The 13,020-nt window shown below is 72.4% G+C and carries 16 protein-coding genes; 8 read left to right on the top strand and 8 right to left on the bottom strand.

Annotation, left to right across the window (positions count from 1 at the left end):
- Positions 1–41 precede the first annotated feature (41 nt).
- Positions 42–2,015: an acyl-CoA dehydrogenase family protein gene (locus tag ACTWM8_RS23695; RefSeq protein WP_446210952.1), complete on the top strand. Its 1,974-nt coding sequence runs from the start codon at positions 42–44 to the stop codon at positions 2,013–2,015.
- Between the two features lie 24 nt (positions 2,016–2,039).
- Here ACTWM8_RS23695 and ACTWM8_RS23690 read toward each other — a convergent pair whose 3' ends face one another.
- The 8 genes from ACTWM8_RS23690 to ACTWM8_RS23655 are packed head-to-tail and all read right to left on the bottom strand — an operon-like array spanning position 2,040 to position 6,488.
- On the bottom strand, positions 2,040–2,207 hold the full coding sequence (locus ACTWM8_RS23690; protein ID WP_436679981.1) for a hypothetical protein: 168 nt from the start codon (positions 2,205–2,207) through the stop codon (positions 2,040–2,042).
- A 9-nt stretch (positions 2,208–2,216) separates the two neighbouring features.
- Entirely contained in the window at positions 2,217–2,822 is a 606-nt protein-coding gene (locus ACTWM8_RS23685; RefSeq protein WP_154942517.1) for a hypothetical protein, read from the bottom strand.
- A gap of 50 nt (positions 2,823–2,872) precedes the next feature.
- Positions 2,873–3,265 carry a Fur family transcriptional regulator gene (locus ACTWM8_RS23680; protein ID WP_088960811.1) on the bottom strand — a complete coding sequence of 131 codons (393 nt, stop codon included), beginning with the start codon at positions 3,263–3,265 and terminating at the stop codon, positions 2,873–2,875.
- Entirely contained in the window at positions 3,262–3,561 is a 300-nt protein-coding gene (locus ACTWM8_RS23675; protein ID WP_154942519.1) for an ArsR/SmtB family transcription factor, read from the bottom strand. Before ACTWM8_RS23675 ends, ACTWM8_RS23680 begins: the two co-directional genes overlap by 4 nt.
- Positions 3,562–3,604: 43 nt before the next feature.
- The gene (locus ACTWM8_RS23670) at positions 3,605–4,471 is read right to left on the bottom strand and encodes a metal ABC transporter permease (protein ID WP_446210951.1); all 867 of its coding nucleotides are present in this window, start codon (positions 4,469–4,471) and stop codon (positions 3,605–3,607) included.
- Positions 4,472–4,473: 2 nt separating this feature from the next.
- Entirely contained in the window at positions 4,474–5,235 is a 762-nt protein-coding gene (locus tag ACTWM8_RS23665) for a metal ABC transporter ATP-binding protein (protein WP_446210950.1), read from the bottom strand.
- Positions 5,232–6,176: a metal ABC transporter substrate-binding protein gene (locus ACTWM8_RS23660; protein ID WP_446210949.1), complete on the bottom strand. Its 945-nt coding sequence runs from the start codon at positions 6,174–6,176 to the stop codon at positions 5,232–5,234. The genes ACTWM8_RS23665 and ACTWM8_RS23660 overlap by 4 nt, the downstream gene beginning before the upstream one ends.
- Before the next feature lie 54 nt (positions 6,177–6,230).
- Positions 6,231–6,488: a DUF6703 family protein gene (locus tag ACTWM8_RS23655; protein WP_446210948.1), complete on the bottom strand. Its 258-nt coding sequence runs from the start codon at positions 6,486–6,488 to the stop codon at positions 6,231–6,233.
- Positions 6,489–6,515: 27 nt separating this feature from the next.
- Between ACTWM8_RS23655 and ACTWM8_RS23650 the strand changes: the two genes are divergently transcribed.
- The 7 genes from ACTWM8_RS23650 to dusB all read left to right on the top strand — a co-directional run bounded on the left by ACTWM8_RS23650 (position 6,516) and on the right by dusB (position 12,984).
- Positions 6,516–6,854, top strand: a complete 339-nt coding sequence (locus tag ACTWM8_RS23650) for an antibiotic biosynthesis monooxygenase family protein (RefSeq protein WP_446210947.1) — start codon at positions 6,516–6,518, stop codon at positions 6,852–6,854.
- 105 nt (positions 6,855–6,959) lie between these two features.
- A complete protein-coding gene (locus ACTWM8_RS23645) occupies positions 6,960–7,433 on the top strand; it encodes a hypothetical protein (protein WP_446214647.1) in 474 nt (157 codons plus the stop codon).
- A 114-nt stretch (positions 7,434–7,547) separates the two neighbouring features.
- A complete protein-coding gene (locus ACTWM8_RS23640) occupies positions 7,548–8,927 on the top strand; it encodes a glycine--tRNA ligase (protein WP_446210946.1) in 1,380 nt (459 codons plus the stop codon).
- A 149-nt stretch (positions 8,928–9,076) separates the two neighbouring features.
- Positions 9,077–9,904 carry a hypothetical protein gene (locus ACTWM8_RS23635; RefSeq protein ID WP_446210945.1) on the top strand — a complete coding sequence of 276 codons (828 nt, stop codon included), beginning with the start codon at positions 9,077–9,079 and terminating at the stop codon, positions 9,902–9,904.
- A 198-nt stretch (positions 9,905–10,102) separates the two neighbouring features.
- Positions 10,103–10,885 (top strand): hypothetical protein, encoded by a 783-nt coding sequence (locus ACTWM8_RS23630; protein WP_446210944.1) that lies wholly within the window; start codon positions 10,103–10,105, stop codon positions 10,883–10,885.
- A 337-nt stretch (positions 10,886–11,222) separates the two neighbouring features.
- Entirely contained in the window at positions 11,223–11,705 is a 483-nt protein-coding gene (locus tag ACTWM8_RS23625) for a hypothetical protein (RefSeq protein ID WP_446210943.1), read from the top strand.
- A gap of 187 nt (positions 11,706–11,892) precedes the next feature.
- Entirely contained in the window at positions 11,893–12,984 is a 1,092-nt protein-coding gene (dusB, locus tag ACTWM8_RS23620; RefSeq protein ID WP_446214646.1) for a tRNA dihydrouridine synthase DusB, read from the top strand.
- Positions 12,985–13,020: the final 36 nt, after the last annotated feature.

Raw genomic sequence — 13,020 nt, 5'->3', positions numbered from 1 at the left:
AGCACGTTGACGCATCCGGACCGAGGTTCGAGGGGGCAGCCGTGACCACGACGCACAACAGCCGACCCACCGAGGACGGCGCCGGGCCGCTGCCGGCCGAGGCGGGCCAGGTCTCCGAGAAGGAGGCCCGACAGGTCGCCGAGGCGGCCCGGGAAACCGCCTGGGACCGGCCCAGCTTCGGCAAGGAGCTCTTCCTCGGCCGGTTCCGGCTCGACCTGATCCACCCCTGGCCCCGGTCCGACCCGGACGACGACGCGCGGGCCGAGCGGTTCCTCACCGAGTTCGGGGCGTACCTGCGGTCCGAGGTGGACGGCGGGGCCATCGAGCGCGACGCGTCCATCCCGGACGAGGTGTTCCAGGGCCTGGCCCGACTCGGCGCGTTCGGCATGAAGATCGACCGGAAGTACGGTGGTCTCGGCCTGAGCAACCTGCACTACTGCCGGGCGCTGATGCTGGCCGGCTCGGTCAGCCCGGCGATCGGCGCGCTGCTCTCCGCCCACCAGTCGATCGGCGTGCCGCAGCCGCTGAAGATGTTCGGCACCGACGAGCAGAAGCAGCGCTTCCTGCCCCGGCTGGCCGCCGGGGAGGTCTCCGCGTTCCTGCTCACCGAGCCGGACGTCGGCTCCGACCCGGCCCGCCTGGCCACCATCGCCGAGCCGACCGCCGACGGCACGGGCTACCGGCTCAACGGGGTGAAGCTCTGGGCCACCAACGGCACCGTGGCCACCCTGCTGGTGGTGATGGCCCGGGTGCCGGCCGGCGAGGGGCGGCGCGGCGGCATCACCGCGTTCGTGGTCGACGGCGACAGCGACGGCATCACGGTCGAGCGGCGCAACGCCTTCCTCGGCCTGCGCGGCCTGGAGAACAGCCTCACCCGGTTCCACGACGTCTTCGTGCCCCGGGAGAACGTCATCGGCGGCGAGGGCAAGGGGCTGAAGATCGCCCTGACCACGCTGAACACCGGTCGGCTGTCGCTGCCGGCGATGTGCGTCGGCGCGGGCAAGTGGTCGCTGAACGTGGCCCGGGAGTGGGCCGCCGACCGGGTGCAGTGGGGCCGGCCGGTCGGCGAGCACGAGGCGGTCGCCCAGAAGCTCGCCTTCACCGCCGCCACCACGTACGGCATGGAGACCATGCTCGACCTCTGCTGCCTGCTCGCCGACGACGACCGCAACGACATCCGGATCGAGGCGGCCCTGGTCAAGCTCTACGCCAGCGAGATGGCCTGGAAGATCGCCGACGAGCTGATCCAGATCCGGGGCGGGCGCGGCTACGAGACGGCCGACTCGCTCGCCGCCCGGGGCGAACGCCCGGCCGCGGTCGAGCAGATGCTGCGGGACCTGCGGATCAACCGGATCTTCGAGGGCTCCACCGAGATCATGCACCTGCTCATCGCCCGGGAGGCGGTCGACGCGCACCTCTCGGTCGCCGGCGACATCATCGACCCGGACGCCGGCCTCGGCCGCAAGGCCAGGGCGGGGGCGCGGGCCGGGGCCTTCTACGCCAGGTGGCTGCCCACCCTCGCCGTCGGCAGGGGACAGACTCCCAACGCGTACGGCGAGTTCGGCCCGCTCGCCGCCCACCTGCGGCAGGTGGAGCGGCACTCCCGCAAGCTTGCCCGCTCGACCTTCTACGCGATGTCCCGCTGGCAGGGAAAGATGGAACGCAAGCAGGCGTTCCTCGGCCGGGTGGTGGACATCGGCGCGGAGCTGTTCGCGATGTCCGCGGTCTGCGTGCGGGCGTACGCGGAGCGGGACACCCGCCCGGAGAACGTCGAGCTGGCCGACCTGTTCTGCCGGCAGGCCCGGGTCCGGGTGGATCAGCTGTTCATCGCGCTGTGGGAGAACACCGACTCCGTCGACGTCGCGGCGGCGAAGCGGATCCTCGCCGGCCGGTACGCCGCGCTGGAGTCCGGCGTGCTCACCCCGCCGGCCGACACCCCCTGGGTGGCGCGCTGGTCACCCGGCCCGTCGACCACGCCGGACGTCCGCCGCCGGATCCCGCGCCAGGGCGGCTGAGCAAGGGCTGGGCCGTCGCTCGCGTCAGCGGGCGATGGCCCAGGCCAGCACCGCCGCGAGGATCAGCCCGTTGAGCAGGGCGAGCACCAGGTACGCCTGCGGCGGGATCTTGCGACCCTTGCGGACGAAGCTCACCAGGACGGCGGCGTACCCGAGCAGCAGCACGGCGACGACGATCAGGAAGTACAGCACCGCCACACCCTAGCGGCCGCCCCGCAGGCCGAGTCGGCGCAGCTCCAGTGCGGCGAGCGCGTCGACGGTGGCGTCGTCGCCCCGCCGCCACGCCTCCGCCACGTCCGGATCGATCCTGGTCAGCTTGCGCAGCGGCTGCCCGACGAGGGCACGCAGCGCCAGCAGGTCCCGCCCGGCCGGGGCGGTGGCGAGCGCCTTCGCCGAGGCGGCCCGGCGCATCCAGCGCACCCGCAGCGGCAGCCAGCCGAAGAGCACCAGGGCGAGCGGGAAGACCAGCACGGCGATGGCGAGGGCCAGGGCGAGCTGGCCGACCAGTTCCTGCTGGTCCCGGCCGGCGTCGGCGACCGCGCGGGCCGCCTCGGCCGCCCGCTCGAAGGGGGCGGTCAGCTCGTCGCCGACCAGCGGCACCCGGCCGACCTTGCCGCCGGCCTCGGCCAGGTTGTCGGCGAGACCACCGCCGGCCCCCTCCAGCTTCTGTCCGGGTACGGCGAGTTTCTGCACCAGGTCGTGCACCCACAGGGCGAAGCGGATTGCCGCGTACACCCAGACGACGACGAGCAGGTCGGTGAGGAGCTGACGGAGGGCGACGGGGAAGCGATCGGCGTAGATCTTCACGCCGGACAGCGTGCCACGACGCGGCGCGGCGGGCACCCCCTGAATCGCCGTCAGGCGGCGCACTTCGGGCAGGTGCCGAAGATCTCCAGGGTGTGGCTGACGTCGGCGTACCCGTGTTGGGCGGCGACCCGCTCGGCCCAGGTCTCCACCGCCGGCCCGGCCACCTCGACGGTGCGACCGCAGGCCCGGCAGACCAGGTGGTGGTGGTGCCCCTCGCTGCACCGGCGGTAGAGGTGCTCCCCACCGGGCGGGCGCATCACGTCGATCTCGCCCGCGTCGGCGAGACCCTGCAACGTGCGGTAGACGGTGGTCAGCCCGACCCGCTCGCCCCGGTCACGGAGCATCGCGTGCAGTTCCTGCGCGCTGTGGAAGCCCTCCACCTCGGCGAGCAGGGAACTCACCGCCGTGCGCTGCCGCGTGTTCCGCAGCGCCCCCTCGCTCATGACCCCTCCCCGGCGTGGCTCACCGCGTCCGCCACGATGTGCGCCACGTGCTCGTCGACCAGCGCGTACGCGATCTCGCGGCCGCGCCGCGAGCCGCGGACCACCCCCGCCCCGCGCAGCACCCGCAGGTGCTGGGAGACCAGCGGCTGGGGGGCGCCGAGCTTCTCCACCAGCTCGTGCACACACCGTTCACCCTGCGCCAGCTCGCTCACGATCGCCAGCCGGATCGGGGCGGACAGGGCGCGGAGCAGGTCACCTGCGCCCTCGTAGGCCTCGTAGCCGTTCGTGCCGGTCACCCTGCAACGCTAACCAATACCACCGACAGGTGCCGGGGCGGCGTCACCGGAGCACGACCTCGTGCGGCTCGGCCGCCGGCGTACCCGCCGGGGTGGACCGCCGGCGCAGCGTCCGCCAGCCGGCGGCGGCGAGCGCGACCACCAGGAACGAGGCGATCGCCAGCAGCACCACCGAGGCGCCCGGGGCGGTGTCGGCGGTGGCCGCCACCCAGACCCCGGCCCCGGCCGCGAAGAGGCCGAGCGCCATGGCCGCCGTCATGGTGCTGCGGAAACCCCGGGTGACCTGCTGCGCGGTCGCCACCGGCACCACCATCAGGGCGCTGATCAGCAGCACCCCGACCGCCCGCATGGCGATGGTGACGGTGACCGCGGTGGCCACCGCCAGCAGCAGGTTCAACGTCCGGACCGGCAGCCCGGCGACCCGGGCGTACTCCTCGTCGTGGCAGACCGCGAAGAGCGCCGGGCGCAGCGCCAGCATGGTGACCAGGATGGCCGCGCCGAGTACCGCGATGGTGATCAGGTCCTGCGGCGAGATGGTGGTCAGCGAGCCGAACAGGTACGCGTTGAGGTTCGCGCTGGTGGCGTCGGAGAGCCCGACGAGCATCACCCCGCCGGCGATGCCGCCGTAGAAGAGCAGTGCCAGCGCGAGGTCGCCGGAGGTGCGTCCGCGCGCCCGGACCAGCTCGATGGTGATCGCGCCGAGGGTCGCCACGACCACCGCCACCAGCACCGGGGAGCGGTTGAGCAGCAGCCCGGCGCCGACACCGGTCAGCGCCACGTGGCCGATGCCGTCGCCGATCAGGGTCAGCCGCCGCTGCACCAGGTAGATGCCGAGCGCCGGGGCGGCCAGGCCGATGACCAGGGCGCCGATCAGCGCGCGCTGCATGTAGGGGTACTGGAAGAGTTCCATGGTCAGCTGCTCCACAGCCCGGCGGGCTCGTCGGGACCGTGCGGGTGCACGTGGTCGTGGTCGGGCTCCGCGTGGTGGCCGGCGGGCTCGGGCACCGCGCCGTCGTGGCAGATCCCACCCTGGTGCACCACCACCGCCCGGCTGATCAGCGGTCGCAGCGGGCCCAGCTCGTGGGCGACGAGCAGCACGGTGCCGCCGTCGGCGACGAAGTCGCGCAGCGCGGTGGCGAACGCCTCCTGGCTGGCCGCGTCGACCCCGGCGGTCGGCTCGTCGAGCACCAGCAGCTCCGGCCGGCCGGCGAGGGCCCGGGCGATCAGGGTGCGCTGCTGCTGACCGCCGGAGAGGGTGGCGACCGGATCGGCGGCCCGGTCGGCGAGCCCGACGGCGCGCAGCGCCGCGTCGACCGCCTCCCGGTCGGCCCGCCCCGGCGGGCGGAGCACGCCCCGGCGGGCCAGCCGGCCGGAGGCGACCACCTCGCGCACCGTCGCCGGTACGCCGCCGCCGGCGCCGAGCCGCTGCGGGACGTACCCGATGCGCCGCCACTGCCGGAACCGGCGCTGCGGGGTGCCGAAGAGCTCGACGGAGCCGGCGGCCAGCGGGACCAGCCCGAGCACGGCGCGGATCAGGGTGGACTTGCCGGAGCCGTTGGCCCCCAGGACGGCGACCACCTCGCCGGCGGTGACGGTGAGCGAGACGTCACGCAGCACAGGTCGGCCGTCGTAGCCGACCGCCCCGTGCGTGACGGTGATGACAGGTGCGGTCACGAGCAGCTCAACGCCGTCCGCAGGGCCTGCAGGTTGGTGCGCATCACCGAAAGGTAGTCCCCGCCGGAGTCGGTCGACAGCCCTTCGATCGGGTCCAGCACCGCGGTCTTCGCGCCGACCTCCGCCGCGATGGTCTCGGCGACCTTCGGGCTGACCAGGGTCTCGAAGAAGATCGTGGTGGCCCGGTGCTCGCGGGCCTCGGCGGCGACCTCGGCCAGGCGCTGCGGGGAGGGCTCGGTGTCGGGGGTGAGGCCGGTGATGCCGACCTGTTCGAGCTGGTAGCGCTCGGTCAGGTAGCCGAAGGCGGTGTGGCTGACCACGATCTCCCGGCGCTGGCAGGTCTTCAGCCCGGCGGCGAACTCGGCGTCGAGCTGCTCCAGCTCGCCGCGGAGCGTGCTGGCCCGGGCGGTGTAGTCGGCGGCCCGCTCCGGGTCGGCCCGGCCGAGCCGCTCGGCGAGCTGGTCGCCGACGGTGGCCAGCCGGGTCGGGTCCAGCCAGAGATGCGGGTCGAGGCCGCCGGAGGACTCCTCGGCGTGACCGGCCTCACCCTCGTGCTCGTGGCCGCCGGCCGCGGCGGTCAGCAGGGGCTGCACGGTCGCCACGTCGAAGGCGCGGTCGGCGGCGTTCTGGTCCACCGCCTCGTCCACGTTCGGCTGGAAGCCCTTGAGGTAGACGACCAGCTCCGCCTCGCTGACCTGCCCGACCTGGCGCGGGTTGAGCTCCAGGTCGTGCGGCTCGGCCCCCGGCTTGGCCAGGTTGCTGACGGCGACCGCGTCGCCGCCGATCCGCTCGGCGAGGAACTGCAACGGGTAGAACGCGGCCACCACGTCGACCCGCTGCGGATCGGCGCCCGCCCCGCTGGACGAGCAGGCGGCGACGCCGCCCAGGGCGAGCAGGGCGGTGGCGGCGGCCAGGGCGCGCGGAGCGGAGCGGATGTTCATGACATCAACTGTCCGTGACAACGGAAATGATTGTCAAAAACGCATGAGTGCATGTCAGAGCAGCTTGGCCAGCGCGACCGCGACCAGCAGGGTCAACATCACCAGCCGGATCATCCGGGTCTGCGGCGCCTGCACCGGCCAGGTGGTCGCCAACAGCCAGATCAGCCCGGCGGCGAGCGCGAGCAGCAGCACGCCGCCCACCGGCCCGGGTGCGAAGAACGCCACCAGCACCACCACCAGGGTGGCGAGGAACACCGACGTCGGGTTGGCCCGGGAGAGCCGGACCAGCAGGGGGCTCTGCGTACGCTGCATCCCACAGACTCTACGAGGAGGACGCCGGTGCTGGTCACCAACCGGTTCGTGGTCGAGATCGAGTCCGACGACTTCGTCGCCCGGGCGCACGCCGCGCTCGCCGCGCTCGCCGCCCGCCCCGGCTACCTGCGCGGCGAACTGCTGCGGGCGCTCGACGACCCGGCCCACTGGTGCCTGGTCACCGAGTGGGAGTCGGTCGGGGCGTACCGGCGGGCGCTGGGCGGGTTCGACGTCAAGATCGCCGCGGTGCCGCTGCTCGCCGAGTCGCTCGACGAGCCGTCCGCGTACGAGACGCTGGCCAGCGCCGCCCCGGACGGCGGGGTCGTGGTGGCCAGCAGTGATCGGGCCGCGAGTCCGCACCGCTGAGCCGGCGGGCACTACCCTGCACTCATGACCGCACCCGGCCCGGCAGCCCCACCGCCGTACCCCGCGACGTCCGGCCGGGACGGCGCCCCGCCGGCCGACCCGGGGGTGCCGGCCCCGCCGCCCGGCCCGGGAGTGGCCCCGCCGTTCGCCGCGCCGCCCACCGAGGGTGGCCGCAAGCGGCTCTGGCTGGGCCTCGGCGTCGGGGCGCTCGCCCTGCTGATCTGCTGCGGCGGGGGCGGGGCGGCCGTGGTCGGCCTGACCATCAGCAACGCCCAGGCGATCGAGGAGCAGGGGCACGCGGTCACCGACGCCTACTACCGCGCGCTGGTGCGCAAGGAGTACGGCGCGGCCTACGACAAGCTCTGCGACGAGGAGCAGCGGCGCGAGTCCCGGGCGGAGTTCGCCCAGCGGGCGGCCGACGAGCCGGCGGTCGCCGCCTACCGGGTGGGCGAGGTCGACCCCAACGCGCTCACCGTGCCGGTGGACGTCACCTTCAGCGGCGGCTTCCGGGACACCCAGCAGGTCACCCTCGCGCCGGACCAGCAGACCGGCGGCATGGAGGTCTGCGGGGTCAACTGAGCGGTCCGGAGTATTCTGCTGGGCTCGGGACGCCGCTGGTCGTACCGTTGTCCCGAACTGTTCGTTCCGTCCACATCACGTCCCCGCCGACCGCCAGCCGGCGTAGGAGGAAACATGCCAGCCGACCGTATCGACGCCGTCGTCAGCCTCGCCAAGCGCCGAGGCTTCGTCTTCCCCTCCAGCGAGATCTACGGGGGCACCCGATCGGCGTGGGACTACGGTCCGCTCGGCGTGGAGCTCAAGGAGAACGTCCGCCGGCAGTGGTGGAAGACCATGGTCCAGCAGCGCGACGACGTTGTCGGCCTGGACTCCGCGGTCATCCTGGCCCGCAAGGTGTGGGAGGCCTCCGGCCACATCGCCGAGTTCGTCGACCCGCTCACCGAGTGCCAGTCCTGCCACAAGCGGTTCCGCGCCGACCACCTGGAGGAGGCGTACGCCGAGAAGCACGGCAAGCCGCTGACCTCGCTGTCCGAGCTGAACTGCCCGAACTGCGGCAACAAGGGCACCTTCACCGAGCCGAAGATGTTCAACGGCCTGATGAAGACCTACCTCGGCCCGGTGGAGAGCGAAGAGGGCATGCACTACCTGCGGCCCGAGACCGCCCAGGGCATCTTCGTCAACTACAAGAACGTGGAGACGGTCGCCCGCAAGAAGCCGCCGTTCGGCATCGCGCAGACCGGCAAGTCGTTCCGCAACGAGATCACCCCGGGCAACTTCATCTTCCGTACCCGCGAGTTCGAGCAGATGGAGATGGAGTTCTTCGTCGAGCCGGGCACCGACGAGCAGTGGCACGAGTACTGGCTCCAGGAGCGCTGGAACTGGTACCTCGACCTGGGCCTCTCCGCCGACAACCTGCGGCTGTACGAGCACCCCAAGGAGAAGCTCTCCCACTACTCGAAGCGCACCGTCGACATCGAGTACCGGTTCCAGTTCGGTGGCAGCGAGTTCGCCGAGCTGGAGGGCATCGCCAACCGGACCGACTTCGACCTCTCCACGCACAGCAAGCACTCCGGCGTCGACCTGTCCTACTTCGACCAGACGAAGCAGGAGCGGTGGATGCCGTACGTCATCGAGCCGGCCGCCGGTCTCACCCGCGCGGTGCTGGCGTTCCTGCTGGAGGCGTACGACGAGGACGAGGCGCCGAACACCAAGGGCGGCGTGGACAAGCGCACGGTGATGCGCTTCGACCCGCGGCTGGCGCCGGTCAAGGTGGCGGTGCTGCCGCTGTCCCGCAACGAGGCGCTCTCCCCGAAGGCCAAGGGCCTCGCCGCACAGCTGCGCAAGCGCTGGGTGGTGGAGTTCGACGACTCGCAGGCCATCGGCCGCCGCTACCGCCGGCAGGACGAGATCGGCACCCCGTTCTGCGTGACCGTCGACTTCGACACCCTCGATGACGACGCGGTGACCGTGCGGAACCGGGACACCATGGCCCAGGAGCGGATTGCCCTGGACCAGGTCGAGCGCTACCTGATCGAGCGCCTGCCCGGCTGCTGATCCGGCACCCGACGGCCCCGCCCCGACCAGGGGCGGGGCCGTCGCCGTCGGTGGCCCATCGGCGGGCGGTTGCGCCCACCCGGTGGTTGAGCCGGGCATGATCTCGTGCGAGCATTCCCGGCGTTGAATCTCATCACGGGGGTGTGTGCATGACGCGCGCGTCGCAACAGGACAACGACCACGACCCGAAGCGGCGGCGCCTGCTGCGCCGCGCCGCCACGGTCGCCGCCACCACGGCCGGCGCCGGTGTCGCCGCCGCGGTCGGCATGCCCGGCGCGGCCCAGGCGGCCCCGGGCGACAACCTCATCATGGGTACGACGAACGACGCCGGCCCGGCCACCACGACGCTCACGAGCGAGGCCTTCCAGCCGACCCTGGTTCTCCAGCAAAGCTTCGGGATGGCGCTCCAGTTGGTGCCGAGTTCTGGGCTCTACCCTGCCGTGCTGGACGCCGCGCCCGGCACGTTCGCGGTGGACGACCAGGGCGACCTGTTCGTCTCGGCAGGTACCGACGCCGCCCCGACCAACGGGTGGGCGTGGACGACCGAATACGCGACGACCTCTGTTGCCGTTCCGCCGACCCGGGTACTCGACACCCGCGACGCCAACCTGCGGCGCAACATCGTCTCCGGGTCGCTGGATTCGCTCAACCGGCTCACGCCGGGCGTACCGATCGTGCTCGCCCTCGACTCGTACGTGCGGGACGGCTACGCCATCAAGGGCAACGTCACGGTGGTCGGGATGACCGGCGCGGGTGTGCTCACCGTCTGGGGCAGCGGCACCAAGCCCGCCGCCTCCACGGTCAACTGGGCCACCGCCGGCACCATCCTGTCGAACTTCCTCTTCACCGAGCTGGGCGCCTTCGGGGCGTACCGCAGTGTGCTCACCCTTCAGGCCACCTCGTCGCCGACGCACGTGATCGTCGACATGACCAGCCTGCTGGTCGGCCACCCGAGCCAGGTGCTGCTCGGCTCATAGCCCGCCGGGTCAGCAGCCAGGCGGCCATAACGTCCACCCAACCAACGGGGGAACCAGATGACTTCATCCGAACCCGACAGCCCTGCCTCTCGACGTACACTCCTGCGCCGCGCTGCGGTAACCGGTGGCGCGGCCGTCGCGGCCACCGCCGTTTCGACCGGTCAGGCCTCGCCGGCCGCCGCCGCCGTGGGTGACCCAGTGGCCCTCGGCCTCGTCAACACCGGCAGCGACGAGACTGCGGTCGTCGCCTTCGTACCCGACCGGTCCGCCACGCTGGTCCTGAAGAACGACACCGGCCCGGCACTGCACCTCAAGCGCAAGGCCGTCACATCGGACCGGGCCGGGGCGTTCTACCCGACGGAGACGGGTTTCAGCGTCGTCGGCAGCGACTCCACCGGAACCGAGCACCACTATGGGGCGCTCACCACGGCGAACGCCACCATGCTGGTGCCGATCCCGCCGACCCGGGTGCTGGACACCCGCTCCGCCGCCGGCCGGACCCGGCTGCTAGAGGGGGGCAACCAGATCGACTCGCAGGGCCGTGCGGTCGCGGGCGCCTGGCTGCTGGTCCACCTCGACGGCATCGTCAACTACGGCGACGGCCTGATCGGCAACGTCACCGTGGCCAAGACCGAGAAGGGCGGCTTCGCCACGGTCTACGGCCGGGGCGCCGCGCCGGACGCCTCCACCATCAACTGGTGGGGCGCCGGCCAGCTGCTCTCCAACGGCGTGATCACCCAGCTCGGCGCCTGGTCGACCGCCAACGGCGACTACTACCCGGACACCGTGGCCATCTGGGTGCAGAAGAGCGCCAGCGCGATCATCCTCGACGTGACCGGCCTGCTGGTGTTCCACCCCGAGTCTGCCGTCATCAACAACCCGAAGGGCCTGACCGCCCGTACAGGCACCAGCGGCGTCCGCGCCGACGCGATCAAGGCCAGCGCCGAGCGCGCTTCCCGGGAGGTGCAGCCCCGTGCGTGAGACCGAGGAAACCGTCAGCGTGAGCACCGACGAGACATCGCCGGCCACCCGTCGTCGGATGATCAAGGCCGGTGTTGCAGCGGGCGCCGGTGTGGGGGCGGCTGCCGTCGTCGGCTCCCCGGCCGAAGCGGCCACCGGCGACTCTGTCCTACTCGGCAGGGGCAATGTCGCGGGGGAAGCGCAGACCGTACTTGTCGGCGGATCCGCTGCCGGGCCCACGTTGGCTCTGGAAGCGCGGCCCGGCTATCCGCCCCTGGTCCTCGGCACGAGCATTGACCGGCAGATTCCCCAGGAAATACCGACCGGTTCACTCACCGTCACGACCGAGGGTGACGTGGTGATCGGTGGCAAGGGCGGCGCGAAGGCGTACGTCAACACGTCGCGGTGGGCGAACCGGACGATGGCCGTCCCGCCGCAGCGGATCCTGGACACCCGGTCGATCGCCAACTACGGCGCGAACATCCTGGCCGGAAGCACCGGCGTGACCTCCGGCAAGCTCGGCGCCGGCAAGATCATCCACCTGACGGTCAAGAACGTGCCGCCGGCGCTGGCGGAGAAGGCGACCGCCGCGTACGTCAACATCACGGTGGCCAACACGATCTCCTCCGGGGTGCTGACCGCGTTCAGCTCCTCCATCGCCAAGCCGCAGACCTCGTCGCTGAACTGGTGGGGACCGAACCAGATCCTCTCCAACCTGGTCGAGGTCCAGCTCGGCAGCTACAACGGCAACGGGCTGTCGTTCGCGATCCACGTCAGCGCGGCCACGTCCGTCATCGTGGACGTCTCCGGCCTGATCCTGTCCAGCCCCGGCACGTACTGACCCGTACGCCGGTCGCCGTCGCGGTGCGAGTTCGCTCACCATCGCGGCGGTGACCGGCCACCGGACCCCGGGCCACCGCGCCGGGCATGGGATTCTTGGGTACGTGACCAGTCCCGCTCCGTCCGTCGCGCTCCGCCCGCTCACCCTCGGGCCGCACCAGGTGTGGCCGCCGGTGGTGCTCGCCCCGATGGCCGGCATCACCAATGTCGGCTTCCGGCAGCTCTGCCGGGAGCAGGGCGGCGGTATCTATGTCTGCGAGATGATCACCACCGTCGCCCTGGTCGAGCGAAACCCGAAGACGCTGCGCATGATCGCCTTCGGCGCCGACGAGCGGCCCCGCAGCCTCCAGCTCTACGGCACCGATCCGGAGATCACCGCCGCCGCGGTGCGGATCGTGGTGGAGAAGAACCTCGCCGACCACATCGACCTGAACTTCGGCTGCCCGGTGCCCAAGGTGACCCGCAAGGGCGGCGGCTCCGCGCTGCCGTGGCGGCGGCGGCTCTTCGCTCGCCTGGTCAGGGCCGCGGTGGACGCCGCCGCACCGGCCGGGGTGCCGGTCACCGTGAAGATGCGCAAGGGCATCGACGACGACCACCTGACGTACGTGGAGGCCGGGCTGGCCGCGCAGGACGCCGGGGTGGCGGCGGTCGCCCTGCACGGGCGTACGGCCGCGCAGCGCTACTCGGGCACCGCCGACTGGGACGCCATCGCCACCTTGAAGCAGGCCCTCGACGTGCCGGTGCTCGGCAACGGCGACATCTGGGAGGCCGACGACGCGCTGCGAATGGTGGCGCACACCGGCGTGGACGGGGTGGTGATCGGCCGAGGCTGCCTGGGCCGGCCCTGGCTCTTCGCCGACCTGGAGGCCGCGTTCGACGGCCGCCCCGAGCGGCGGCTGCCCACCCTCGGCGAGGTCGCGCAGACCATGCGCCGCCACGCCGAGCTGCTGGTCGACCAGTTCACCGCCGGCAGCCGTACCCCGGCCCGGGGCGAGCGGGACGGCTGCACCGACTTCCGCAAGCACGTCGCCTGGTACCTCAAGGGCTTCCCGGTCGGCAGCGAGCTGCGCCGCGAACTGGCGATGATCGAGAGCCTGGCGCAGCTCGACGACCTGCTCGGCAAGCTGGACCCGACGGAGCCCTTCCCGGTGGCCACCCTCGGTCAGCCGCGCGGTCGCACCAACTCCCCGGGCAAGGTCTTCCTGCCCGACGGCTGGCTGGCCAGCCGGGACGACGACACCGTGCCCGAGGGCGCCGAGCTGGCCGACTCCGGCGGCTGACCGCCGCTGGTCCGCCGAGCCGCCCGGACGCGCACA

Source organism: Micromonospora sp. IBSANI012, from assembly GCF_052814045.1.
The sequence above is the reverse complement of the archived record's forward strand: the minus strand, read 5'-3'. Positions and strand labels throughout refer to the sequence as shown.